We start from the raw sequence: 25,978 nt of genomic DNA, 5'->3' as shown, positions 1-25,978 counted from the left end.
CGATGACGGGACGGCCCGGGCATCGTCGCGTTCAGGGCTTGGGTTTCGAGGGACTGCTCGCACACAACGCCGTCGCAAGAGCAGCCCGGATATCCGCGTCCTGCGCCGCACTCTGGCCGGGGTCGAGATTGACCATCATCGTTGCGGTGCGACCGTCGGTCGTGGTCGCGCCCAACGTCTCGAAGCCCAAGATGCCGCCGTCGTGTCCCCAATACAAGCCACCGCACGGCAGCGGCGTGCTCTGAAACCCCAGCCCGTAGGCATCATTGAACGAATCGCCGGTCGGCCGGGTCGTCATCATCGCCTGGAGTTCGGGCGGGTTCAGGAGGCGACCGTTCATGAGGGCACCGAGGAATTGGTTCAGATCCGCAGCGCTGGAGACCATCGACCCGGCGGCCCCCGCGATCGACGGATTGAACTCGGAGAGGTCGATAGGACCGGCGTCGCCCGGCTTGGCGTAACCCTGCGGGTGCACGCCCGGGATGCTCGACTCGTCTCCGGGAACAGAAGTGTCGCGCAGGCCGAGCGGACCGATGATGCGCTGGCCGATCTCCATCCCATACGGCCGACCGGTGACCTTCTCGATGATCATGCCCGCCAGCAGGTAATTCGTGTTGGAGTACGACCAGCCGGTTCCCGGCGGAAACAGCGACGGATTGCCCAGCGCAAGTTGCACCAATTCCAGCGGATCATGGTGCACGAGAGTATTTTTCAGGATCTCCTCCTGACTCAGCGAAGCCAGGTAGTCAGGCACGCCGCTGGTGTGCTGCAGCAACTGCCGCACCGTAATGACCTGTCCGTCATTGCCATTGCCCCGGACCACGCCGGGCAGGTACTGCTCCACCGGCGCGTCGAGTGCCACCCGATGCTCAGCCACGAGTTGCAGCACCGCAGTGGACACGAACATCTTCGTCATGCTGCCGATGCGAAACCGACTGTCCCCCACCATCGGTGCCTGAGTCCCGATGTTCGCAACACCGCTCGTCAACACCGTCCGACCGTGCCCATCGTTCACTTCGAGCAAGACGCCCGGCGCACCGTCGGTAGTGGTCAACCGCTGCAGAATGTTCTGTACATCGGTATAGCTGGGCGGGGGCGCGGCACCCGCATTATCCCCCGTCCCGCACGCACACAGCGTCAGCGCGGCAGTGGCGCAAACAGCGCCGAAAATAAGGTTGTACCTACGCATTTCGTCCTCCACGGATCGTCAGGACCAACGCTAGGCAGCGCCACCCGGACACACCTCACCCTCGAGAGCCAACTGGCACGCCGTCTTGCGATACCCGAGTACCGGACTGATCCCATCCAGAGGTGGTACCTGCATCAGTTCGCCCCCCGGCCCGTCCTTTGCTTCTCTTCTGGAGCGTCGTTTCACTTGCTAATAGATAAATGCGCATATCCGTGTATCTAGATGTATTTCCGCTCCTCTCGATTCTGCACAGCGAGGTCCCGTTGACCATCGTTAAAGTGACCGAATGGGGAGGGAATGCGCTATCTGCGCGAAGCATCGGGGCGTCGGACCACTGGTAGGCCCGGTGCTCTTCGAGAACGAACTGGTCATCGTGACGCATCGCCCTCTCGACCAGGGCTCCCCCATCCCCGGCTACCTGTTCGTGGAAACGCGCCGTCACACACCAACCGTGTCGACCCTGACCGACCCTGAGGCCGCAGCCATCGGCGTGGCAGTCACCCGAGCGGCCCACGCCCTACAACAAGAACTAGCACCGGAATTCGTCTTCTCCGCAATCACCGGCCGCTCCGTTGCCCACTTCCACCAGCACGTCTTCGCCCGCCCCGTCGGCACTCCGGCGACGATTCCCTGGACTGACGTCGACTCCTGGCCAGAATCCCCTCGCATCAACACCGACGAACTCTTCGCTCTCTCCGACCGCCTATCGACCCACTTCTCCCCCACTCGCCCATGAATGGCACACCGGCCGCCACCGTGTGCCACTCACCGAGGATCTAGACGAGGCGGTGGCCGCCGTCGACGTGCAGGACGGTGCCGGTGATGAAGGGGTTGCGCATCGCGGCGAGCATGGCCTGGGCAACTTCGGCGGGCTTACCGATGCGGCCGACCGGCAGGCGGGCCGCAAGTTGTTGGTGGCGTTCGGTTTTGGCGTCGCCCGCGATGGTGTCCCAGATCGGGGTGTCGATCCAGCCCGGGGAGACGACGTTGACGCGGACAGGGCCGAGTTCGACGGCCAGGGCGTAGGCGAGGGATTCGAGGGCGCCGTTGGCGGCGGCGACGATCGAAGAGCCAGGGCCCGGGCGGTAGGCGGCGATGCCAGAGGTGAAGGTGAGCGAGCCGCCCGGGACGATCCGAGCGTGCTTGGCGAGCAGCGCGGGCCCGATCAGCTTGGCGTCCAAGGTCTTTCGCGCCAGTCCGACATCGAACGAGGCGATGGGCTGATACACACCCTCGACGTCGACCGCGGTGGTCACCACGTGATCGACCGGACCCACCTCGGTGAACAGCCGCTCGACATCGGCCTCATCGGTGATGTCGACGACGATCGAACGCACCTTGCCCGGCCCATCGGACAAGGTGCGTTCCGCGGCGGCGAGCCGCTCGGTGGAGCGGCTGGCGATGATGACCTCCCCGCCTTCCGTCACCAACGCGTTCGCCAACGCCAATCCCATGCCGGAGCTACCGCCGACGATGACGACCCGTTCTGTTGTTGCGTTCTCTGTCATGCCTCCACTCGACCACCGCGCCGATCGAGTGTCCATGTCGCGCTAACGAATTCGCGTTAGCGTCGAACTAACGCAGCAGGTCAGCCGGTGCAGGCCGGGGACTGGATGTTGAGATTGGTGAGGGCGCCACAGGCCCAGGCCTTCTGGACCTTCCACTTGCCGCCGTCGAGCACGAACGGCACGTCGACCACGTTCTCGGTACCGTTGATCGCGATTTTCCCTTGGGCACTGACGGAGTCGCCGAAAACGGTCACGCCGGTGATGGTCACTTGAGCGTTCGCCTGCTTGTATGCCGCAGCGAGACGGTTGGGCAGCTCCGGGTCGGCCTCGATCCCCTGCACCAGGTCCAGCTTCTCCGAGCTGGGCACCGACGGATCCAGCGCCTTCTGCAGCAGCGCGTTCAACTCGTCGACGGTCGGCGGCGCAGGCTGGTTCGGGTTGGCAGTCGCGCTGGTCGTGACGCTGGAGGTCTTCGGCGGATCCTTCTTGTCATCGCTCCCACAAGCCGTCAGGCCCAGCGCGGCAACCACGGCCAAGCCTGCGATCGCGATACGTCCGGTCTTACGAAGCTTCAACTGCTCGTCCTTTGCGTTCGGCTGATACATCGACGGTGATGCGGCACGCGCTACCGACGCGATGGTCGACAGGCATCGAAATATGAAGCTACCCAGCGCAATTGTGAGAACAGTAAGACGATGGTGAGGTACGGAGAAGAGTCGGTCAGATACGGCTGTATCGGGTCGCGACGCCGAGGGAAAGGTTTGTCAGCTCGACATGAGAAAGCTGCGGTATCGAGGTTGTCAGCTGTTCATAAGCCCATCGACTGACCAACTCGAAAGTCGGACGAAACGAGAACGTCTCGGTCCAGGTATCGGCCGTCAACTCGGCAACCACTCCGTCGACCACGCTGTCGAGCTCATCGGTGTCGATGAACCAGCCGCGATCACCGAGCTGATCGTCCTCGAAGGTGAAACCGACCCGCAACTCGGCCGCGAATGGCTCGCCGGGAGACCTCGTCGGAACTCCGTGAGCGCGCCGCACAGGCGACGGAAGCCCCTGCCACACAGCGAATTTCCGCGAAATCTCGATCCTGAACATGCGAGCAGCGTAGTCAGATTCAATCGGCGGTCGCGCGCCATTGTGGGTCGGCGGCCAGCACATCGACCATTGCCCGCACGGCCGGATTCCGGATAGGCACACGCCAGATCGCGGCGTAGGTGACCTCCAGTGGTCCACCGCGAAGTGGACGCCAGACGAGGCCAGGGCGGTCGGCGGCGCGCGAGGAGCTGAGGCCGATCAGGTCCGGCCGTAAGGGCAACACCGTAAGCATTTGGGCGTGGCCCATCGCGCTTTCGCTGACCTGCACCTGGGCGCCTCGTTCCCGCAGCGCACGCAGCAATTCGTCATGGAGTCCAGCGGCGGATTCTCTGGCGAACAGGATGAGCTCCTGATCGGTGAGCTCGGCCGGTTCGACCTCATCGGAATTCGCCAGTGGATGCGCCGCGGACATCAGCACGCCGAGTTCGTCGCGGGCGACCGGCCGCTGGGCGAAGCGGTCCGGCAGCGCGACCGGCGCACGCACCAACGCGAGATCGACCTCATCGTCATCGAGCAACCGAACCTGATCAGCGGTGGTGCCACCGGTGAGCACCATCCGAGTGCCGGACGGCAGCAGTTCCTCGATTCGTGAAGGGAGCCAAGGCGGTACACCGTTGAGCAACCCGAACCGAACCACCGGCGCCCCCGCCGCCGACGCACGCCGCGTCTCCCGCACCGCCGAATCAACCGACCGCAACACCTCTTTGCCGGTCCGGAACAACACCTCCCCCGCCGCGGTCAACTCGACCCGAGGATCCCGGCTGAGCAGCGCCCCACCCATCTCCCGCTCCAACACCTTGATCTGCTGACTGAGCGTCGGCGCCGAAATAAACAACCGCTCCGCCGCCCGCCGAAAATGCAACTCCTCCGCCAGTACCACGAAGTACCGCAACTGCCGCAATTCCACGATCGCCCACATCCATCCACCGTCACGGCCGACCCGACCGCGTCAGGATCTGCACTCTCTCTCGGGACCTGCACTCGGAATAGGGCCCTAGAGCCAGTGCAGATCCCGAGACAGAGTGCAGATCTTGCGCATACCGTCGCGAAGCACGCAGGCAGGGACTCGGGTGAGTCCCTGCCTGTTCAGGTCATACGCCCGCGTGGGGCGCGGGGTCACCAGCCGCGTTCGGCCAGGCGGTGGTCGACCGGGAGCTCTTCGACGTTGATGCCGACCATGGCCTCGCCGAGTCCACGGGACACCTTGGCGAGCACGTCCGGGTCGTCGTAGAACGTGGTCGCCTTGACGATGGCGGCGGCCCGCTCGGCCGGGTTGCCGGACTTGAAGATGCCGGAGCCGACGAAGACGCCTTCGGCGCCGAGCTGCATCATCATCGCGGCGTCGGCGGGGGTGGCGATGCCGCCCGCGGTGAACAGGACGACGGGCAGCTTGCCGGTCTCGGCGACCTCGCGGACCAGCTCGTAGGGGGCCTGCAGCTCCTTGGCGGCGACGAACAGCTCGTCGGCGGGCAGCGAGGACAGCCTGCGGATCTCGCCGCGGATCTTGCGCATGTGCGTGGTGGCGTTGGAGACGTCGCCGGTGCCCGCCTCGCCCTTCGAGCGAATCATGGCCGCGCCCTCGGTGATTCGGCGCAGCGCCTCACCCAGGTTGGTGGCGCCACACACGAACGGAATGGTGAAGTTCCACTTCTCGATGTGGTTGGCGTAGTCGGCGGGGGTGAGCACCTCGGACTCGTCGATGTAGTCGACGCCGAGGCTCTGCAGGATCTGCGCCTCCACGAAGTGGCCGATGCGGGCCTTCGCCATGACCGGGATGGAGACGGCGGCGATGATGCCGTCGATCATGTCGGGGTCGCTCATCCGGGACACGCCGCCCTGCGCGCGGATGTCGGCGGGCACCCGCTCCAGCGCCATCACCGCGACCGCGCCGGCGTCTTCGGCGATCTTGGCCTGGTCGGGGGTGACGACGTCCATGATCACCCCGCCCTTGAGCATCTCGGCCATGCCGCGCTTCACGCGGGCGGTGCCGATGGTCTGGGTGGTGTCGGGCGTCGTCACGGCAAACTCCTGGGTCATCTGCGCCAATCAGGTCGCAAGGGATTGAATCGACCCAATTCTAGGCGTGCCACCCAGGCCACTTGATAGCCAGTCGGAGATGACTGGCCTTGTCACCTACCAGCGGTTCTGTCCGCCGCCGCGACGCACTGGACCGGTCGGCCGGGCCAGGGGAACGGATTCGCCGGGCAGCGGGGCGGTTTCACCCACCCCGCTAACTTCCGGCGGCGGCTCAGAGCGGGCCGACGACGAGCAACTGTGCCCAGTACTCGGCGGCGGCCGGACCGACGAGCGGCATCAGGAAATCGAACAACAGGTAGGACATGTACTACGTACCTCCGCACACCGAGCATTTCCCCCCACCACCGGCGAGGGCCGCGGCACCGAATTCGAGTGCCTTGCGAAAAGCACTACCCAGCCCGCGTCGATCCAGTCGCGACCGTAGCACGATGATGAAACACATCACACCCGCTCAGCGGATGGATCTGACCTCGGGATGGGCGACGCCCGAGGCGGCCGCGGCGGCTTCGGGAAGCAGTTGGTCGAGGTTGTAGGGGTAGACGGTTTCGCCGGAGCGGTCCAACTGGACGATGTCTTCGACGGTGCACCATTTGTTGCCGGAGATGGAGCGGCGTTCGATGGTGGTGAGGTTGGTGGCCTGCGGTTCGTAGCCACGCACGCGCAGGGCGAAGAAGAGTTCTTCGGAGCGGATGAGGTCGCCGTCGAAGGGGAACACGGCGACGCGGCGCCAGATCGGGCCGCGCAGGCTGTCCGGGTCGGCCTTGTGCCCGGTCTCCTCGTAGAGCTCGCGGACGGCGGCGTCGCGCAGCGTCTCGCCCGGGTCGACGCCGCCGCCGACAGTGAACCAGAAGGAGACGTCGGGGGTGGTGGGGTCGTTGCCGCGCATCAGCAGGGTGCGGTCCTGTTCGTCGAACAGCACGATGCGCGCGGTGGTGCGGGTGGTGTCGACGGTGAGTCCGGTGGACGCGGCCGGGGTGGCGCGCTCGGTGATCTCGAAGTAGGTGGGCAGCGGCGCGGTACCGCCGAGGTGCAGGATGCGCACCGAGCGGCGGGTGCGCAGCGCGAGGGTGTCGCGGACGGCGTCGTTGTGGAAGCGGCGCGCGATGAGGACGCGTGCCTCGGCGTCGGCCAGCTCGGCCACCATCTGCGGGCGCAACTTCTCGATGTCGATCGTCGAAAGTGCCCCGGAGAGTTGGTTTTCCACGGTCTCGCGATCGGCCCGCGCGACGCGTTCGGCCCGATCGGCCAGCAGCGCAAGAACTTTGCCCTGATCGGCCAGCGCGGGATCGGCGACCGGATCGGCGATCGCCATCGCGACCGACCTGGCCACCACCGCCCGGCGGGCCAGCGCCGCGTCCAGGGCCTGCCAGGACTGGTCGGAGCGCACGTGCAGCCGGTCGAGCCGGTTGGCGGTGGAGTAGGCCCAGATGCCGATCGCGACGATGACCGCCGCGATCAGCGCGAGGACGAGAACCGTTGTCGCGGAGAAGGTGATCATCCGGCGGCCCGCACCCTGGTGTCGCCGACGGTCACCGTCTCGTACACCCGCAGGATCTGTTCGGCCACCACCGGCCAGTCGTACTCGCCGACCACCTGGGTCGCGGTGTTCACCAAATCCGCCCGGCGGCCGTCGTCGGTGAGCACTCGGTCGATCGCCTTCGCGAGCGCCGCCGAATCACCCACCGGCACAAGCGCACCCGCCGCACCGTCGCGCAGCACCCGGCGGAAGGCATCCAATTCACTTGCCACCACGGCGGTTCCGGCGGCCATCGCCTCGATCAGGATGATGCCGAAGCTCTCGCCGCCGAGGTTGGGCGCGACGTAGACGTCCGCGCTGCGCATCGCCGAGGCCTTCTCCGCGTCCGACACCTGACCGAGGAAGCGCAGGTGCCCGGCGAGCGGTCCCGCCTCGCGCCGCAGCCGCTCCTCGTCACCGCGCCCGACGATGAGAATCTCCAGCTCCTTGTGCTTGCGCACCAGCTCGGGCAGCGCGCCGAGCAGCACGTCCATCCCCTTGCGTGGTTCGTCGTAACGGCCGAGGAACAGCACGGTCCGACCTGGTCGCGGATACCCGGGCAGCATCGGCGCCCGCGCGAACGCGGGCACGTCGACTCCGTTCGGAATCTCCACCGCATCCGAGCCGAGCGCCTCCACCTGCCAGCGCCTGGCCAGCTCCGAGACGGCGATCCGCCCGCTGATCTTCTCGTGGTACGGCCGCAACACACTCTGAAAAGTACTGAGCACCAACGACTTCGTGGTCGAGGTGTGGAAGGTGGCGACGATCGGCCCCTCCGCGATCTTCAACGCCAGCATCGACAGGCTCGGCGCATTCGGCTCATGGATATGCAGCACATCGAAATCATTGCCGTCGATCCAGCGACGAATCCTGGTGTAAGCCATAGGCCCGAAGGAAAGTCGCGCCACCGAGCCGTTGTAGGGAATCGCGACCGCGCGACCGGCCGACACCACGAAATCGGGCAGCGGTGTGTCCTCCGAGGCGGGCGCGAGCACGCTCACCCGGTGTCCGCGTTCGATGAAAACCCGAGCCAGCTCGACCACATGGGCCTGCACACCGCCGGGAACGTCGAACGAGTAGGGACAGACCATGCCGATCTTCATGGAGCGCCATCCGAATGGGCCGTCGTGTCAACGTTTACCGTACCGTTCGAGCCCGCCGCCGCGCTGGGCTCGTCACGGTGTGGCTGCGCGGCGGCGATCCGAGCCAACCGTGCCTCGGACAGGTCACTTTCCCACTGAGGTTGCAGCATGTGCCAATCCGCCGGGTGCGCAGCGATATTCGCCGCGAAGTGATCCGCCAGGGCCTGGGTGGCCGCCGCGACGCCGCCCGAAACGTCCACCGGCGGTTCGACCCGCATGCCCCAGCCCTCCGCACCGTCGTCGGTGAACCAGGTGTGCACCGGCAGCAGCACCGCCCCGGTCTCGATGGCCAGCTTGGCGGGACCTGCGGGCAGCCAGGTGCGCTCGCCGAAGAAGGTGACCGGGACGCCACGACCGGTGAGGTCGCGCTCCCCCAGCAGGCAGATCGCTTTGTTCTCGCGCAATCGGTTCGCGAGCTGGATGAACGGGGGCTGTTCGCCGCCGGTCAGCGGGAACACCTCGAACCCAAGGCTCTCCCGATAGGCGAGGAAACGCTTGTACAGCGACTCCGGCTTCAACCGTTCGTTGACGGTCGCGAAGGTGCCGTGATTCTGCACCAGCCACACCCCGGCAATGTCCCAGTTCCCCGAATGCGGCAGCACAAGGATCGCCCCACGCCCTGCGGCCAGCGCTGCTTCCAGGTGCGACTTCCCTTCCAGCACAAGCTCACTACCGATCGCCGCGTGATCCATCGACGGCAGCCGGAACGCCTCGCGCCAGTACCGCGCGTAGGAGCGAACACTCGCCTGAACAAGCTCATCCGGCACCTCCGCAGGCGTCCCGCCAACCACGCGAGCGAGGTTGCGCCGCAACTGATTCGGCTCGCCACCGGCACGGAAGGCGCGATTAGCCTTGCGCGCGACGCGATCGGCGCCGAAGTCGAACAGTCGCCGCGCTGTCGACTCGGGCAGTGCCCGCACGAGCCGCCAGCCCGCCGCGTATCCGACGTCGCTCAACCGCTCCCCGATACTCATGACCATTGCCCCGTTTCCTGCACCACACCGCCACGATATGGCGGTCTCACGTTGGCAGCTCCGTCGCGTTCGCCGGTCCCGCCGTGGGGTTTTCGGGCTGCGCCCGCGCCGTCGGCTTGTTCAGCGGCAGCACGTCGCGCGCGCCCGGCGAACTGCGCACCGCGAGCACCCGCTGGAACACCGTGACGATGCTGAGCACCGCGAGGATCCACATCGCGACGTGCACCGCGTAGGTGAGCCAGTGAATGCCCAGGTACCCGCCGATCCCGGTGAGCCCGGCCCCGACCAGCACGATGATCAGTCGATCCGGCCGCTCGATGATCCCGCCGTCGGCGGACAGCCCGCTGGCCTCGGCGCGCGCCTTGGCGTACGAAATCACCTGCGAGGTAACCAATACCACCAGGGTCGCGGCGAACAGCGGCTTGTGGTGCGCGTGGAACACCGCCCACCACGCCAACCCACCGAAGATCGCTCCGTCGGCCATCCGGTCGCAGGTGGCGTCGAGCACCGCACCGTATTTCGTGCCGCCGCCGCGCGCCCTGGCCATCGCGCCGTCGAGCATGTCGAACATGACGAACAACCAGATCACCATGGTCCCCCAGAACAGGTGTCCGGTCGGGAACAGGGTGACCGCGGCGGCGATCGACGCGGTGGTGCCGATGACCGTCACCGCGTCCGGGGTGAGCCCGGTGCTCACCAGCGCTTTGCCCAGCGGCGCAGTCGCTTTGGCAAACGTATCGCGGCCGAAGAAGCTCAGCACTTCTAGTCGACTTCCTTCCAGGCTGCCGACAGCAGCGCCCTCGTCTCGCGCAGCAGCTGTGGCATGACCTTCGCGCCGCCGACGACGGTGATGAAGTTCGCGTCGCCACCCCAGCGCGGGACGATGTGCTGATGCAGGTGATCGGCGAGCGAACCACCCGCCACGCCACCGAGATTCAGGCCGACGTTGAAACCGTGCGGCTGCGACACCCGCTTCATCACCCGGATGGCCTGCTGGGTGAACGCCATCAGCTCCGCGCCCTCGGCCACCGTGAGGTCCTCGAGGTTGGCGACCCTGCGGTAGGGCACCACCATCATGTGGCCGGGGTTGTACGGGTACAGGTTCAGCACCGCGTACACCAGTTCGCCGCGGGCGATGACCAGCCCGTCCTCGTCGGACATCTTCGGGATGTCGGTGAACGGATGCCCGGTCGAGGTGGGATCGGTCGAGGCGGCCTCGGCGATGTAGGACATCCGGTACGGCGTCCACAGTCGTTGCAGCCGATCGGGTTCGCCCGCGCCGCGGTCGACGATGCTGCCCTGTTCCGCGGCGTCGTTCAGCTCGGTAAGTCCATCCGGCGCCGCGCGCTCAGTCATTCCGCACCCTTGATCTCGAAGCCCTCCGCGGTCGGCGAAGCGTTCTCCCGATTCGCGATCCATTGCACAATGGTGGCCACCGCGTCGGCGACCGGCACGCCGTTCACCTGCGTGCCGTCGCGGAACCGGAAGCTCACCGCGTCGGCGGCCACGTCCCGCTCGCCCGCGAGCAGCATGAACGGCACCTTCTGCGCGGTGTTGTTGAAGATCTTCTTCTGCATCCGGTCGTCGCTGCGGTCCACCTGTGCGCGCACGCCCGCGTCCCGCAGTCGCTCGATCACCCGATCCAGGTGCGGCGCAAAGGCTTCCGCGACCGGGATGCCGACCGCCTGCACCGGCGACAGCCAGGCCGGGAAGGCGCCGGCGTAGTGCTCGGTGAGCACGCCGAAGAACCGTTCGATGGAACCGAACAGCGCGCGGTGGATCATCACCGGCCGCTGCTTGGTGCCGTCGTTGGCGGTGTATTCCAGGTTGAACCGTTCCGGCAGGTTGAAGTCCAGCTGGATGGTCGACATCTGCCAGGTCCGGCCGAGCGCGTCCTTGGCCTGCACGGAGATCTTCGGGCCGTAGAACGCGGCGCCGCCCGGATCAGGGACCAGCTCGAGCCCGGAGGCCGAGGCCACCTTGGCCAGGGTCTCGGTGGCTTCCTCCCACATGTCGTCGGTGCCGACGAACTTGACCGGGTCCTTGGTGGACAGCTCGAGGTAGAAGTCGTCGAGGCCGTAGTCCTTCAGCAGCGCGAGCACGAACTGCAGGGTGCTGGTGAGCTCGGCGTGCATCTGCTCTTTGGTGCAGTAGATGTGCGCGTCGTCCTGGGTCATGCCGCGCACCCGGGTGAGTCCGTGGATCACGCCGGACTTCTCGTAGCGGTACACCGAGCCGAACTCGAACAGCCGCAACGGCAGTTCCCGATACGACCGGCCGCGGGCCCGGAAGATCAGGTTGTGCATCGGGCAGTTCATCGGCTTGACGTAGTAGTCCTGGCCGGGCTTGCGGACGGTGCCGTCCTCGTTCAGTTCCGCGTCCAGGTGCATCGCCGGGAACATGCCGTCGCGGTACCAGTCCAGGTGGCCGGAGACCTCGAACAGATGCCCCTTGGTGATGTGCGGGGTGTTGACGAACTCGTAGCCCGCGGCGATATGCCTGCGCCGCGAGTACTCCTCCATCTCCTTGCGGATGATGCCGCCCTTGGGGTGGAACACCGGCAGGCCGGAGCCGAGCTCGTCGGGGAAGCTGAACAGGTCCAGTTCCAGCCCGAGCTTGCGGTGGTCACGGCGCTCGGCCTCGGCGAGCAGGTGCAGGTGCTCTTCCAGCGCCTCGGTGGATTCCCAGGCGGTGCCGTAGATGCGCTGCAGGTCCTCGCGGTTCTGATCGCCGCGCCAGTAGGCGGCCGAGCTGCGGGTCAGCTTGAACGCGGGAATGAACTTGGTGGTCGGGATGTGCGGGCCGCGACACAGATCGCCCCAGAGGCGTTCGCCGGTGCGCGGATCGAGGTTGTCGTAGATGGTCAGCTCTTTGCCGCCGACCTCCATCACCTCGGGATCGTCGATGCCGGACTTGTCGCTGATCAGCTCCAGCTTGAACGGCTCCTTGGCCAGTTCGACGCGGGCGTCCTCGACCTCGACCACGCGCCGCGAAAAGCGTTGCGCGCCTTTGACGATCTTCTTCATCCTGGATTCCAGCTTGGCCAGATCCTCCGGGGTGAACGGCTTGTCGACCTGGAAGTCGTAGTAGAAGCCATCCTTGATCGGCGGGCCGATGCCGAGCTTGGCCTCCGGGAACTCCTGCTGCACCGCCTGGGCCAGCACGTGCGCGGCGGAATGCCGGATGACACTGCGGCCGTCCTCGGTGTCGGCGGCGACCGCCTCCACCTCGACGTCGGTGTCCGGGATCCAGGACAGGTCTTTGAGGCCCTCAGCGTCGCGCACGACGACGATGGTGTCCGGTCCCTTGGTCGGCAGTCCGGCCTCGCGCACCGCGGCACCCGCCGTCGTCCCGGCCGGCACCCGGACGAGGACGGCAGAGGTGGTGCGGGCTGAGGTGGTCACGGCTGTGCTCTCCTTGGAGTTTCTCGGGTGCGGGGACAACCCCGCGGATCATGGCCAGGACAAGCAAGTGCCCCGGCGCGACCATGCTATCGGCACGGACCAACCAACGTGCACGCGCTTACCCGCCTCCCCGAGTATTTAGGCCAGACTCGGGTGCGTGCGGAGTGACGTTGGCGACTGGCGGTGGGAGGGTGGGTAAGTCAGCCGGTGCCCGGTGAGTTACCCATGTTCTTGCGAAATCAGTTGTTGCGTTGCGAAAGATACGGTCGTTGGTCAGTTGTCCGCTGCCAGCTTTCCCAGCATTTCTTCGCGTTCGGCGGCTGGGCGTTTCGGGCAGCTCGTGCACATCTCGCAGCTGGGCACCTCGTAGACCAGGCAGCAGGAGATCCGTTTGACGAACGTGCGGCCGCCGATCTCGACGAAGCGGGGTATCGGGAGCTTGCCGCCGATCTGCGTCGCCAGTTGCGTGCCCGCCTCTGGGGACCCCGCATCGAGGGCTCGGTTACCGACGGCGTCGGCGACGATCGCCCACAGCGATGGCACGCCGGCGCCGGAGACCTCGGCGACCGGACCGATCACGGCCGCAAGGGTTTCCCGCAATGCCGCACCCGGCTCAGTAGCCTCATCGGGCTCGGCCAGCACGTGAATGCGTTCCACGCCACCGTCGGGACGGACCTCGCAGTCGAAGTGGTCGAGCACCGGTTCAACGGCCCGCTCATCGTGCGCATACGCCCGCGCGATCTGCTCGACCAGCGCGGAGGCGACCATGCACCACCACAACGTGCCCGCGATACGCGGTGACGTGGTCCCCCACGAATGCCCCATCTCGGCGATCCGTGCCGCCAGCCATTCCGGCTGCGTCAACGTGCGCCCGGGAACCGTGTTCACCATTTCAGGGGACTGCGTAACCATTGCCACTCGACTCCGATCCAGCTGCCGACCATCCCGAACGTGCCCGGCTGCCGACCATTGCGACCCCGATAGGCGAGGTTCAGCGTAGGTCGCGCGGCAATGCGGGCCCGGAAGGCGCGCCAGCCCGCTTGGGGCGATCTTGTTTCCAGCTCGGCCGTCACCTGGTCCAGCGTACGAGACCGACCGGTCCTGCCCAGGTCGCAGACGTAGCGCCCACCCGAAAACGGTTCGGGCGGGCGCTACGGTCGTACATCAGACCAGCTCGGGTGTGACCCGATGCCCCGCCTCGTCCTCGATGTGCGCGAGGCCGTCCTCGGTGACCTCGATGACGCGCGCGCTGGCGATATCGAAGAACAGCCCCGACACCGTCACACCGCGCTCGGCGACGGCCGCCCGCACCGCGGGGTGCCGCTGCAGGTTTTCCAGCTGTACGGCCACGTTCACCATGCTCAGCTGGTCGACCTCGCCGAATCCGGCCCGGGCGGCGGCGATCGCCACCGGGTGTCCGCGTCGGACCCGGTCCAGGCTCGGGCGGGCGTGCGCGAGCCACTTGTCGATCTCCGGACCGGCCTGCGCGCCCGAGTGCAAGGCCTTCATCGCCCCGCAGGACGAGTGACCGCAGACCACGATGGATCGGACGTTCAGCTCTTCCAAGGCGAACACGAGCGCCGCGTCCACCGACGGATCCCCGACGGCGGGCACCAGGTTGCCCACATTGCGCACGGTGAACAGATCACCCGGCCCGCTGTTGGTGATCATGTTCGGCACGATTCGCGAGTCCGCACAGGTGAGGAAGAACGAATCCGGATCCTGACTGTCGCGCAGCTCGTCCAGGTGCGGCCGCACCACGTGCGCGTGACTGCGGTGGTAGGCGGCCACGCCTGCCGCGATCGGGTCGGCGTGTTCGTCGCGCCGCCACGGTCCGAGGATGTCGGTCCACACCGCCCGCCCGAAGCTGCGCGACGGCGGGCCTGCCGTCGCGAACGCCATTCTGGCGCTGCCGATTTCCACGAAATCGACGCTGCCGCCGTTGCTTTCCTGCTGCCGCACCCAGTCTTCGATGGCTTCGAAGGCGGCGTGGTCGAGGAAGTCGACGGTCATCTCGACGGTGACGTCGGCGTCCGTGGGCACCTTCGCGAATTCCGTCGAGAGCTTCGGCAACGCGAGGAACGTGCAGGAGCCGTCGATGGTGATCATCCACCGCTGCGAACCGGGAATCTGCCTGGCGCTGATGGCAACTCGCACCACCCGCCACAGCAGCAGGCCGAAGGCCAGCGCCAGACCGATCAGCACGCCTTCCAGCAGATTCAGGAACACCACCGACACCACGGTGACGGCATAGACGAGCAGATCACCGGTGCGCCGAGCCAGCCGGATGTGCGCGAGCTTCACCAGCTGCATGCCGATGACGATCAGCAGACCTGCTAGGGCCGCCTTCGGAATCTGTTGCACCACAGCGGCCAACGCCACCGAGAACACCAGGATCCAGACGCCGTGCAGCACCGCCGACGCGCGACTGCGCGCGCCCGCCTGCACGTTGGTGGCGCTGCGCACGATCACACCGGTGACCGGCAGGCCACCGATCAGGCCGGACAGCACGTTGGCCGAACCCTGACCGATCAGCTCGCGATCGAAATTGGTGCGCTGACCCGAGTGCATCTTGTCCACCGCCACCGCGGAGAGCAGGCTTTCCACGCTGGCGATCAACGCGATGGTGATGATCATCAGGACCACCGCCGACCAGTCACCGCTCGGCAGCTCCGGCAGGCCGATCGCGTCGAACAGCGAGCCGTTCAACACGATTCGCTCGGCACCGGTGGGCAGCACCATGGCCAGCACGGTGCCCGCGAACACCGCGACCAGCGGGCCGGGGATCACGCGCAGCCTGGCGGGCACGTACTTCCAGCCCAACATGATGGCGATCACCACCGCGCCGATGAACGCGTCGCCGCCGTGCAGCGACATCAGCTGGTCGGGTAGCTGGGTGAGGTTCTTCCACGCCGAGCTGTGCGACGAACCGCCGAGCAGCACGTGAATCTGTTGCAGTGCAATAGTGATGCCGATACCGGCAAGCATCGCGTGCACGACCACCGGCGCGACGGCCAGCGCGGCTCGCGCAATCCGGCTCAGCCCGAACAGGATCTGTAGCACACCGGCCGCGGCGGCGATGAAACAGGTTGTTTTCCAACCGAATTGGTTGATGGACTCGGCAACGACGACGGTGAGTCCCGCGGCGGGGCCACTCACCTGAAGAATGGAGCCGCCTAACAGACCGGCGACGATGCCACCCACCACGGCGGCGATGAGACCGGCGGCGACGGGCGCGCCGGAGGCGACGGCGATACCGAGGGACAGCGGCAACGCGACTAGAAAGACCACGATGGAAGCGGGCACATCGTGGCGGAGGATCGATTGCAGACGATCGGACAGGGGTCTGGAACCGCGACCCGAGTCCGCCGGGACAGGGGGTGTTATCGGTGGGGCCAAATCGTTCTCGACAGCCATGACTATCTCCTTCGCCGAACTCGGCACGAGGGCCGAGGTCGGTTGACGATCAACATGTCCAGCAGGGCACACGACCGCGAACCGGCATCTCGCGGTGAAGCAGTACTCGACGCACCAGTGGGTCGAGTTTGTAAACCGAAGCAAGGCTATGAGTAAAGACTTAGCAAAGCCTGAGAACGATGCTAATTGCGCGTTAACACCGCGCTAGGGCCCGCCCTCAGCGGGCGCCCGGACCGTCGCGGCGGTTAAACCGGCTCCGCGGCAACACGGCGGCCCTCATCGTCGAATTCCGCGATTCCGTCCACGGTCACCTCGATGACCCGTGCGGTGGCGATATCGAAGAACAGCCCCGACACCGCGACGCCGCGCTCCTCGATCCCCTGCCGGACGGCCGGGTGCGCGTGCAGCGTCTCCAATTGCAGCGCCACATTCACCATGCCCAGCTGGTCCACCTCGCCGAATCCCGCCAGCGCGGCGGCCTCGGCGACCGGGTGCCCGAGGCGGAAACGGTCGAGGCTGGGGCGGGCGTGGGCCAGCCAGTCGCCAAGGCCCGAGCCGGTCTGGACCTCGCGATACAGCGCCTCCATCGCACCGCAGCCGGAATGGCCGCACACGACGACCGCGCGCACGTCAAGCTTCTCCAGCGCGTAGATCAGCGCGGCCTCGACCGAGACGTCACTGCCCGCGGTGGGAACCAGATTGCCGACATTGCGGACGGTGAACAGGTCGCCGGGGCCGCTGTTGGTGATGACGTTCGGGACGATGCGGGCGTCGGCGCAGGTGAGGAAGAACGAATCGGCGTCGGGTCGGTGCCGCAGGCCGTCCAGGTGCGGGCGCATCAGATGCGCGTGGCCGCGGTGATAGGCGGCGATCCCTGCCACGATCGGATCCTCGCGGATACCGGTGCGCCGCCACGGGCTGATCGCTTGATCGATGACCTGCCTGGAGTTCCCGCGTTCGGGTGGGCCCGCCATCGCACCCGCCATGCGAGCACTGCCCATCTCCACGAATTCGACCGTGCCGCCGTCGGATTCGTGATGCGTGGCCCATTCGGTGATCCGCTCGGAGGAGGCGTGATCGAGGAAGTCGACCGTCATCTCCACCGTGACCTCCACGCCCGCAGGCACTTTGGCGAGTTCCGCGGACAGCTTCGGCAGCGCGAGGAAGGTGCAGGTGCCGTCGATGGTGACCACCCAGCGCCGCGCGCTCGCCACCGGTTCGGCGATGATGGTCACCCGGACCACCCGCCACAGCAGCAGCGCGAACGACAGCGCGAGCCCGATCACCATGCCCACCAACAGGTTCAGGAACACCACGCTCAGTACCGTCGCGATGTACACGTAGAGATTTCCGGTCCGCCGAGCGAGGCGGATGTGCGCCAACTTCACCAGTTGCACGCCGATCAGAATGAGCAGTCCCGCCAGCGCCGCCTTCGGGATCTGCTGCACCAACCCGGCCAGCGCCACCGCGAACAGCAACACCCAGACGCCGTGCAGCACCGTCGCCGCCCTGGACTGCGCGCCCGCCTGCGCGTTGGTGATGCTGCGCACGATCACCGCCGCCACCGGCAGCCCGCCGAGCAGGCCGGACACCATGTTGGCCGAGCCCTGCCCGATCAGCTCACGATCGAGATCGGTCGAGGTGCCCGGGCGCATCTTGTCCACCGCGACGGCCGAAAGCAGCGTCTCCACGCTGCCGATGAGCGCGACGGTCACCACGGTGATCGCGATCGCGGTCCAGCTGCCCGAGGGCATCGACGGCAGGCCGATCGAGTCGAACAGCGAGCCGTTCAGCACCAGCCGTTCGACGTGGGTCGGCAGCACCAGCGACAGCAGCGTCGCGATCACCACGGCGACCAAAGGCCCTGGCACCACCCGAATCTGGCGCGGCACGAACTTCCAGGCGATCAGGATGACGATCACCACCACACCGATCAGCAGGTCGCCGCGATGCACCGACATCAGCTGATGCGGCAGCTGAACGAGACTGTCGAACGACGAGCTCAGCGACGTGCCGCCGAGCAGCACATGCACCTGCTGCAGCGCGATGATCACACCGATGCCGGCCAGCATCGCATGCACCACCACCGGCGCGATCGCCAACGCGCCGCGCGCGATCCGGCTCAGCCCGAACAGGATCTGCAATGCCCCCGCCCCGACGGTGATGAAACACGTCGCGGCCCAGCCGAATTGGTGCACGCTCGCGGCGACGATCACGGTGAGGCTGGCGGTCGGCCCGGTCACCTGCACCGCCGAACCACCGACCAGCCCCGCGACCACCCCGCCGACCACCGCCGCGATCAAGCCCGCGGCGACGGGTGCGCCGGAGGCGACCGCGACGCCGAGGGAAAGCGGTAGCGCGACAAGGAAAACCACGATGGAGGCGGGTAGGTCGTGGCGGCCGATGGCGGCCAGACTGAAGGCGGGCTTGCGCGACGACGTCCGGGGTGCGGAATCGGTGTCGGTGGACATATTTCTCCTTCGCCGGGCGGACGTGGACCGTCCCGGTTCATCGGTGGAACATGTACTGGCATCGAAAGCGAGCGGCGGGCGTGACTCAGCCGCTCGAGAGCGGCGACCCGGTTGACGCGAAGGTCTGACTAATAGTAAAGACTTCGCAAAGCGTTTGGAAAGCTTTCAGGTGGAATCGGCCCCATCGTCACCGAATTGTGATCCAGATCACTGCTCGATCTCCCAGGCCAGTCTGCGTAGATCGAGATGCGGCGAGGACCGCAGTTGCTCGATCGCCTCCGTTCGCTCGGGCGAGCGGGAGCTGCCGTTGAGGAGACCGAGTGCCAACACGCCTGCGGTCAGGTCACCCCGCGCGATCAGCGCATTGACCGCGGGCAGCATCAGCTCGCTCGATCTGTTCCAGCCGAAATGCATGGTGTGGGTCGAGATGATCCTGGTCGCCAGTACCGGGGTCAGCCGATCGGCGAGGAAGCTGAGCTCACGCACCCAGGCCTGCGCGGCGACGTCGTCGGTCGACGGTACGTAAAGCGGCAGCAGGTAGATCAGCATGCTCGCTGCCTCGAGCAGGTGCAGCGGATGCTCCAACAGCAACTCGGCGGCCGCCCGTGCCCGGTCCTGCTTCCATTCCTCGTCGCGGACGGTGGCGTTGAGCGTCTTGGCCACCTCCCGCACTCTGGCATGGTTTTCCGCGGCGAGCAGGCGGCGCAGTACCGTCAGCACCTCCTCGCGGATAACCCCGCTGCGGACCAGCGACAGGAACACCGTCATATCGATGTCGTCGCCGGTGACGGCCCCCTCGATGATCGCGTCGGTGCCACCCCGATACCAGGGCACCCAGATCGCGAACGCCTTCGCGGCACGGAACTGAACGCCTGGCCCCTCCGCCGCCGCCATCAGGCCACGCACCAGATCAGCAAGGGCCACACGGTGATCGGGTGCGTACGCCTCGGGTATCGCCTGCAGCAGGGTCCTGATCATCAACTCCGACGCGTATCGACCCGGCACCTCGGCGAGCGCCGAGCGAGCGCGTTCGTCCTCGGGCAGCCGCTGCAGCGCGACGGCCACCGCGATGCGCACATCCGGATGGAGTTCCGGCTCGGCCCAGGCGCGCAGCAGCAGGTCGGTCGCACCGGGCACGCGCTGGGCGACCAGCTGGCGGGCGGCCAGCTTCCTTGCGCCGACCCTGCCCTCGAAAAGCGCCTGCGCCAAGGCATCACGCAGCCGCGATGGCGTCCTGACCCGGCACAGTTTCGCCGCGGCGGCGAGGGCAACCGGGCCAGGAATCCGCAATAGCAGCTGCGGCAAGGCTTCCGGGTACCCGCCGCACGCCTCGATCGCCGCTTCGGCGATCACCGGTTCACCACCGAGCGCGTGTTCGATCAACTTGGCGTGCACGGGAATCCGGCCCAGGCCACGCAACGCGCGGACACGATCCTCGACCAGGGCATCCCGGTCGTCGACGATCGCCGCCAGTGTCGCGCCGATGGTGTCGCGCTGACGATCTGTCCATCGTCCGGGCATACCCGGCTCAATATCGTGCTGCACCAGTACTTCTCGCGGATCGGCGGGGAGCAGATCGGTGCGCCGGGTGGCGACGTTGTGCCAGACCGGCGCGAAACGAATCGCGCGGGGATCGTCGGCCAGCAAGGCCGCGACCTGAGTGTCCTTGTCCTGAATGCGGCGCAGCATCAGCTCGGCGGCCTCGCCTGCCACCTCGTCGGGACCGTCCAACACGGCCTGCCGCAGGTCTCGCCGTAGTTCTGGCAGCGCGCGCAACCGGGTGCCGAGGGACCGGGCCAGGGCGACCGTCAGTTCGTGATCCCGGGGACGCGCCAGCAAGGCGAGCAGTTCGTGTTCCTGACCTCGGCGCAGCACCCGGCCGAGCGTGGGTCGGCTCGATATTCGAGCCGATAGTCGGCGATGCCGGCGGTCGACCGCGCCGGGGCCGGGGCGGGTCAGCGCGTCGGCGCCGAAGCGGTCGATCAGCCGGGCATAGCTTCGCAGCGCCCAACTAGCAAGCGCTGGTTCGGAATTCAAGGCGCGGTCGGCCAGCTTGCGCACGGCCTCCCGCGTGCGTTCCGAGGTGTCGCGGGCATGGATGGCGGCATCGGCCAGCCGGTCGAGGTGCTCGGCCCAGCGCGGGTCGAGGCGTAGTCCGGCAAGGCCTTCCAGGAGGGCGGCGCGAGAAGGGTCGCGCTCGTTGCGAATTCGGTCGACGAGTTCGCCGAGCACCGCCGCGGCCTTTGCCCGGTCGCCGCTGCGCTGCGCGGCACCGAGCAGGAGCGTGCGCGCGATGTCGCGGCGGCGCGGATCGCCGGTGAAAGCCGCGGCCCGCAGTTCGGGTTCGGCCTCCGCGAACGGGAGGAACGCGGTGATCCGCAGGATGATCTTCGGGTCGTCCAGGTGCGCTCGCGACGAATGCCAGACCGAGGAATGCCATTCGCGCAGCCGCCTGGCCTCGCTGACCGCCAGCGCATTCGGGAGCAAGCGCAGCAGATGCAGTGCGGCGATCTCACCGTGTTCCATCCGGGCGTAGATCGCGCCGCGCCGCGGTATCGGCAGCGCCCGAAGCACGTCCGCCTGGCTGCGGGTCGAGACCAACGTCAGCAGTTCGTCGTCGGAGAACTCCGCGCAGCGTTTGAGCAGTGCGGATTTCGACTCGTACGACATCCACCGTTGCTTGGGCAGCAGGCGCGCGGTGCGGTGCAGGTCGGCGCGGAACAGCGGGCCGAGGACGTTACCGGGCAGGTATTCGGCCCAGCTCCCGAGGTCGTGCCGTTCGAGCAGATCGAGGACGAGCGCGGGTTCTACCCGCGCGGCTTCTCGCAGCGCGACCGCCCGCCGCAGGGCGAGTCGCCGCGTCGTCGCAAATTCGTCGTCGAGGCAACGCAATACGAGTTTCGGGTACCGCCGAGTCAAGGTTTTCCACGCGGTGACGGCGTGGGCGAGCGACGGCAGCCACTCGGCGACGATCGACGGCGAGCACGCCGCGAGCAGCAGGCCTGCTTCCTTCGCACCCCAGCGCTCGTTGACCTCGACCAGCAGCGTGTCGGCGAGTTCGGTCCGGCGGGCATGAACGATGCTGCGGTACACCGCGATCCGCAGTTCGGTCGACGCCTCGTGTAGTGCGGGCGGGATTGCTTCATCGGAGACGGGCAAGGTGCGCACGGCACGCAATGCCGCTCGGCGCAGTTCGGGATCGGGCCCGGCGAGGACCTGGGTGATGTAGGTCAGGTCGCGCGCCGCCATCGCCAGATGCAGCGCGATGCGACGCCCATAGTGACCTTGACCGGCCATTTCGGTGAGGAATGCGGCGAAGCCGCGATGTTCCGCGTGTGCTCGAGCGTGCTGCGCCAGCGCACGCATGCGCTGCGAATACGGCAGGGACTCAACATGATTCAATACAACGGAGGCCGGTTCGAGGACCGGCGAGGGGCTCAACAGCCCGGGCGCGGGACGCCCTTTCCACTTGTCATGGGCACAGTATGCACGAACCGCGAATCGTCCGACAACCCGCTTACTTCAGGTACCAGGTGATCAGCCGTTCGACGAGGCCGAGATCGCAGACCGCGTCTGGGACCTGAATGGCCGATTCCAGGTTGCGGCGGTCGAACTCGATGCGTTCGAGCAGATATTTTCCGGTGTATGCCATGCGGGTGGCGACCGCTCTATCGAGGACCGTGAGGGTGCCGTCGTCCCAATTCTGTGGGGAAATGGGGCGCAGCCTCATGCCGAGGCCGGTGCCGATCATTTCGATCGTTTCCGCCGCCGGGACGCCGATGCGGTCGGTCAGGTTGACGATTCGCGGTAGGTCGTCGACCTCGGACAGGGCTAGCAGCCATTCCACGGTTGTGTCGATCGGGACGAGGTTGAGTGTCGCGTCGTCGCCGATTTGGACTGCGGCATCTCCACCGGGGAAGCGTCGGGCTACCCGTCGCATGTTCGACATGAAGTTGTAGATGCCGAAATCCGAGGTGGTGTGGGCGGTTTTGGATGAGCCGACGACCTGCCCGAGCCGGAATACCGCACCGGTGACGCCGTACTCCTGCACGAAATCGCGAAAGACCAATTCTCCGCCGCGTTTGGTTGCCTCGTATACCGTCCGGAACTGGGTGTCGCCGGTAAGCGGCAGCCAGTTCTCCTCGGTGGGTCTATCCGAGACGCCGCCGACGTAGGCGGTGCTGATCAGAAAGAATCGGGAGCCCGGCCGGGAGTGTTTGACGAACAGCCGCAGTGCCCGCTCGGTTCCTTTGGTATTCACGTCCTGGAGTAGGGCAGGCCGGTTCGGCGAGAGATCGACCGCGGCGGCGAAATGCCAGAAATCGCAGGGCTCCGAGAAGATCGTGGCTGCTTCGAAGTCATCGATGCCCAGATACTCCTGGGTCAGTTCGCAGTCGTAGGTCTCGAGATTCGTGAGGTCGGGTGGCGTCTCCCCCTCGTTGACAGTGGCCGAGTCGAGCGCCTCGGGAACTCGGGTCCGCGCCCCTCTGGCAAGGGCTTTCACCCGGATACCGCGTTTGAGCATCTCGCAGATCGTGTTACTGGCGACGTATCCGTTCGCGCCGTCGACGACGGCCACTCGCGAGCCCATCAGAGGCTCCACACGTTGCTGTCGAAGCGGCGGTCAATGGTGCCGGTCAGCTGCCGAAGGGGAATACCGGGATCCTGCGCGGCCTCGAGGCATAAGTCGATGATCGTCGCGCACATGGCGGCGGCCAGTTCGTCGTTCCATAACCGCTGTGCCGCATTGAAAGTCATCGCCATCGCCTCCTGGGTTGCCTTGATCGTGAGCAGGCCGTCGATCGGGAGCACATTCCCCACCGACGTCCGGTGCAGCGCGTAATCCGCTGCCACGCAATCGGGTCCGAACAGTGCCGCACCGACCTCGGTCTTCGGGACATTCAGCATCTGCACCGGAAAAAGCGCGCTGTTCGGATCGATCATCGCGACGGACAGTTCCGGACAGACCTCGAGCACCTCGATGAAGGGATACCACTGGAATTGGTAGGCCTTCAAGCAGCTCTGCTTGAACGACGCGACGAGTTCGGCGAACGCCATCTCCGGCGACCACCGGAACTCGAGCATGAACGGATTGAAAAGCATCGCCACCGACTGGTGGAACCGCGGATCCCGCCTGCCGTGGCTGAAGGTGGGCATCAAATACGCATCGCAGCTACCGAGGTGGCCCAGGGTGAGCCCGTAGGCCGCGGCGATCACCATGAACGGCGTCACCCGAAGCTTGCCGGACAGCGCGCGTACCGCGGCGATTTCCGGTGGCGTCAAGCCACGATCGCCACGGGACGTGATCGCCTGATGATCCTGCGCCTCGACTGCTCCGGATATCTGCAATATCTCCAGGGAGCCAACGTATTCCGGCCAAAACGCGCGGGCCGCATCCGCCTCGGGGGTTTCCAGTGCGGCCAGCTCGTCGACGACGATCTGCCGATAGTTCACCTCGGGCGGCGCGGGTTTCGGTTCCAGCCCGGCGGCCGCGCGGTAGAACCGCCCGATATCGCGTTTCAGCACCTCCAGCGACCAGGCGTCGGACACGCTGTGGTGCACCGTCACCTGGAGCAGCCGCCGCTCCGCCGCTGCGTTCTCCAGCAGCAGCACCCGCAGCAACGGCGGATGCGCGAGGTCGAAGGGGGCGTTGTTGTATTCGACCAGCACCCTTTCGATTTCAGGCTCGTCCCAGGTCCGTGCGGAGGTAGCTGTCACGGTCAGCTCGGGTTCGACGGCGGAACCGATGACCTGCTCGGCCATACCCCGGCCGCGGACTATCGCGGTGCGCAGCGCCTCATGTCGCTCGACGCACTGGGTGATGGCGTCGAACAGCCGATTCCGATCGAGCGGCCCGTCGATCGTCAGGCGGAACGAGATATTGAACGCCTCCGCCGCGCCACCGGGCCGAATCGATTCCAGGAAATCCAGCAGATGCTGACCAGGCGTCAAGGGCAGTCCGGTCTCCCCGGGCAGGCTCGTCATCGCGAACCTTGATGCAGGAAGTCATGTGCCGCAACGGCATACGTCAACGCGTACCGCTTCAAGTCGCGCACCGCCACCCACTCGTCGGCCATGTGCGCGATCCACTTTCCGCCTGGCCCGTACACCACACTCGGGACTCCGCCGAAATGCGTCAGGATGGTGCCGTCGGTGGTACCGGGCACGCCGCCCAGGCTGGGCCGGACACCGTTGACGACCTCATGCGCTCGGAGCAGAGCGGTGACAAGCGGTGTGTCCGAGCCTGTTTCGACCCACGGGCGATCATCGATCACCGTGACCGCCGAGCCGATCTCGCAATCGCGCGCCGCGGTATCGACGCACTCGCCGATCCGCTTCAGCAACGTCTCATGGTCCACGCCGGGCACGGTGCGCACATCCAGGTAGAGCGCGCTCGTCCCGGTGATCGTGTTCATCTGGTCCGCGGTCCCCGCCCGCACCACCGTGGGCGTGATGGAGGGAGCGCCGAGCGGCGGTCGGTTGCCCACTTCCTGGATCAACGTGCTTTCGAGCGCCTCCAGGCCGAGCAGCACCCGGGCCAAGGCGGGCAACGTGTTCCGGCCCTGCCACGGCATCGCGCCGTGACTCATCACGCCCGTGAAATCCACGCGGAGCCGGATCGCGCCCTTCGAGATCGGGCACACCTCGTCGCCTTCGGGCTCGCAGCAGATCACGCCGTCGACGTCCCGGACGAATCCGTTGGCCACCGCGGTCTTGGCCCCCGTCATCATCCCCTCTTCGTCGGCCAACAGGAACAGCCGAACTCGACCGGGGAACGGACCGGCCAGCTGCAATGCCCTTGTCCCGTACAGCATTGCCGCGACACCCGACTTCATGTCGGCGGAACCTCGCCCGTAGAGCTTCCCGTCGCGGATCTCACCGCCGTAGGGGTCGACGGTCCACTGGTCGAGCTCGCCCTCGGCCACCACGTCCATATGCCCCTCGAAGGCCAGCGTCGGGCCGTCCCCACCGCCGCCGGTCAGGGTCACCACGATATTCGGGCGGCCACCGGCGTCGAAAAGCTCGGCGTTCCAGCCCCAGTCGCTGATCTTGTCGAGCAGGAAGGCCGCGACGGCGCGCTCGCCTCTGCCCTCCTCGTGCAGCGTGTGGGTCCGCACGAGCTGCTGGGTGAACTCGATGAGTTCCCGCTCGTCTATTCCGGCATCCAGCGAAGAGATGTCCACTGTGTGACCCCCAGGCGTCAAGTCTGTCCATGCTACGA

General features: G+C 66.7%; 20 protein-coding genes. 1 reads left to right on the top strand and 19 read right to left on the bottom strand.

Annotated elements, in window-relative coordinates:
• Positions 1 to 31: 31 nt before the first annotated feature.
• Positions 32 to 1,189, bottom strand: a complete 1,158-nt coding sequence (locus tag ACIBK2_RS12920) for a serine hydrolase domain-containing protein (RefSeq protein ID WP_396966656.1) — start codon at positions 1,187 to 1,189, stop codon at positions 32 to 34.
• 286 nt (positions 1,190 to 1,475) lie between these two features.
• Here ACIBK2_RS12920 and ACIBK2_RS12915 point away from each other — a divergent pair, with 286 nt between their 5' ends.
• Positions 1,476 to 1,925, top strand: coding sequence for an HIT family protein (locus tag ACIBK2_RS12915; protein WP_396966654.1), 450 nt, complete (start codon positions 1,476 to 1,478; stop codon positions 1,923 to 1,925).
• A 40-nt stretch (positions 1,926 to 1,965) separates the two neighbouring features.
• Here the strand turns inward: ACIBK2_RS12915 and ACIBK2_RS12910 are convergent, their stop codons facing one another.
• The 18 genes from ACIBK2_RS12910 to ACIBK2_RS12825 form a co-directional block, all read right to left on the bottom strand.
• The gene (locus ACIBK2_RS12910) at positions 1,966 to 2,697 is read right to left on the bottom strand and encodes an SDR family oxidoreductase (protein ID WP_396966652.1); all 732 of its coding nucleotides are present in this window, start codon (positions 2,695 to 2,697) and stop codon (positions 1,966 to 1,968) included.
• An 80-nt stretch (positions 2,698 to 2,777) separates the two neighbouring features.
• Positions 2,778 to 3,272 carry a hypothetical protein gene (locus ACIBK2_RS12905; RefSeq protein WP_396966650.1) on the bottom strand — a complete coding sequence of 165 codons (495 nt, stop codon included), beginning with the start codon at positions 3,270 to 3,272 and terminating at the stop codon, positions 2,778 to 2,780.
• Between the two features lie 145 nt (positions 3,273 to 3,417).
• A complete protein-coding gene (locus ACIBK2_RS12900; RefSeq protein WP_396966648.1) occupies positions 3,418 to 3,795 on the bottom strand; it encodes a 6-carboxytetrahydropterin synthase in 378 nt (125 codons plus the stop codon).
• A 19-nt stretch (positions 3,796 to 3,814) separates the two neighbouring features.
• The gene (locus ACIBK2_RS12895) at positions 3,815 to 4,714 is read right to left on the bottom strand and encodes a LysR family transcriptional regulator (RefSeq protein ID WP_396966646.1); all 900 of its coding nucleotides are present in this window, start codon (positions 4,712 to 4,714) and stop codon (positions 3,815 to 3,817) included.
• Between the two features lie 197 nt (positions 4,715 to 4,911).
• Positions 4,912 to 5,814 (bottom strand): pyridoxal 5'-phosphate synthase lyase subunit PdxS, encoded by a 903-nt coding sequence (gene pdxS, locus ACIBK2_RS12890; protein WP_357379152.1) that lies wholly within the window; start codon positions 5,812 to 5,814, stop codon positions 4,912 to 4,914.
• 469 nt (positions 5,815 to 6,283) lie between these two features.
• Positions 6,284 to 7,327 (bottom strand): NUDIX domain-containing protein, encoded by a 1,044-nt coding sequence (locus ACIBK2_RS12885; protein ID WP_396967217.1) that lies wholly within the window; start codon positions 7,325 to 7,327, stop codon positions 6,284 to 6,286.
• Positions 7,327 to 8,451: a glycosyltransferase family 4 protein gene (locus ACIBK2_RS12880; RefSeq protein WP_396966643.1), complete on the bottom strand. Its 1,125-nt coding sequence runs from the start codon at positions 8,449 to 8,451 to the stop codon at positions 7,327 to 7,329. The genes ACIBK2_RS12885 and ACIBK2_RS12880 overlap by 1 nt, the downstream gene beginning before the upstream one ends.
• Complete coding sequence (locus ACIBK2_RS12875) at positions 8,448 to 9,464, bottom strand: phosphatidylinositol mannoside acyltransferase (RefSeq protein ID WP_396966641.1); 1,017 nt, start codon at positions 9,462 to 9,464, stop codon at positions 8,448 to 8,450. The genes ACIBK2_RS12880 and ACIBK2_RS12875 overlap by 4 nt, the downstream gene beginning before the upstream one ends.
• A gap of 46 nt (positions 9,465 to 9,510) precedes the next feature.
• A complete protein-coding gene (pgsA, locus tag ACIBK2_RS12870) occupies positions 9,511 to 10,224 on the bottom strand; it encodes a phosphatidylinositol phosphate synthase (RefSeq protein WP_396966639.1) in 714 nt (237 codons plus the stop codon).
• Between the two features lie 2 nt (positions 10,225 to 10,226).
• Positions 10,227 to 10,820 carry an HIT family protein gene (locus ACIBK2_RS12865; protein WP_396966637.1) on the bottom strand — a complete coding sequence of 198 codons (594 nt, stop codon included), beginning with the start codon at positions 10,818 to 10,820 and terminating at the stop codon, positions 10,227 to 10,229.
• The gene (gene thrS / locus ACIBK2_RS12860; protein WP_396966635.1) at positions 10,817 to 12,868 is read right to left on the bottom strand and encodes a threonine--tRNA ligase; all 2,052 of its coding nucleotides are present in this window, start codon (positions 12,866 to 12,868) and stop codon (positions 10,817 to 10,819) included. Before thrS ends, ACIBK2_RS12865 begins: the two co-directional genes overlap by 4 nt.
• A gap of 273 nt (positions 12,869 to 13,141) precedes the next feature.
• Positions 13,142 to 13,759, bottom strand: a complete 618-nt coding sequence (locus ACIBK2_RS12855) for a (2Fe-2S)-binding protein (protein ID WP_396966633.1) — start codon at positions 13,757 to 13,759, stop codon at positions 13,142 to 13,144.
• A gap of 273 nt (positions 13,760 to 14,032) precedes the next feature.
• Positions 14,033 to 16,285 carry a SulP family inorganic anion transporter gene (locus tag ACIBK2_RS12850; RefSeq protein WP_396966631.1) on the bottom strand — a complete coding sequence of 751 codons (2,253 nt, stop codon included), beginning with the start codon at positions 16,283 to 16,285 and terminating at the stop codon, positions 14,033 to 14,035.
• A 245-nt stretch (positions 16,286 to 16,530) separates the two neighbouring features.
• Entirely contained in the window at positions 16,531 to 18,756 is a 2,226-nt protein-coding gene (locus ACIBK2_RS12845; protein ID WP_396966629.1) for a SulP family inorganic anion transporter, read from the bottom strand.
• A gap of 207 nt (positions 18,757 to 18,963) precedes the next feature.
• Positions 18,964 to 22,122 carry a hypothetical protein gene (locus ACIBK2_RS12840; RefSeq protein WP_396966627.1) on the bottom strand — a complete coding sequence of 1,053 codons (3,159 nt, stop codon included), beginning with the start codon at positions 22,120 to 22,122 and terminating at the stop codon, positions 18,964 to 18,966.
• Between the two features lie 151 nt (positions 22,123 to 22,273).
• Positions 22,274 to 23,347: an SDR family oxidoreductase gene (locus ACIBK2_RS12835; protein WP_396966625.1), complete on the bottom strand. Its 1,074-nt coding sequence runs from the start codon at positions 23,345 to 23,347 to the stop codon at positions 22,274 to 22,276.
• Positions 23,347 to 24,741, bottom strand: a complete 1,395-nt coding sequence (locus tag ACIBK2_RS12830; RefSeq protein ID WP_396966623.1) for a condensation domain-containing protein — start codon at positions 24,739 to 24,741, stop codon at positions 23,347 to 23,349. The genes ACIBK2_RS12835 and ACIBK2_RS12830 overlap by 1 nt, the downstream gene beginning before the upstream one ends.
• A complete protein-coding gene (locus tag ACIBK2_RS12825) occupies positions 24,738 to 25,940 on the bottom strand; it encodes a M20 family metallopeptidase (RefSeq protein ID WP_396966621.1) in 1,203 nt (400 codons plus the stop codon). Before ACIBK2_RS12825 ends, ACIBK2_RS12830 begins: the two co-directional genes overlap by 4 nt.
• Positions 25,941 to 25,978 lie beyond the last annotated feature (38 nt).

Origin of the sequence: Nocardia sp. NPDC050175, from assembly GCF_044459885.1 — a bacterium.
Classification (GTDB): domain Bacteria; phylum Actinomycetota; class Actinomycetes; order Mycobacteriales; family Mycobacteriaceae; genus Nocardia.
The sequence above is the reverse complement of the archived record's forward strand: the minus strand, read 5'-3'. Positions and strand labels throughout refer to the sequence as shown.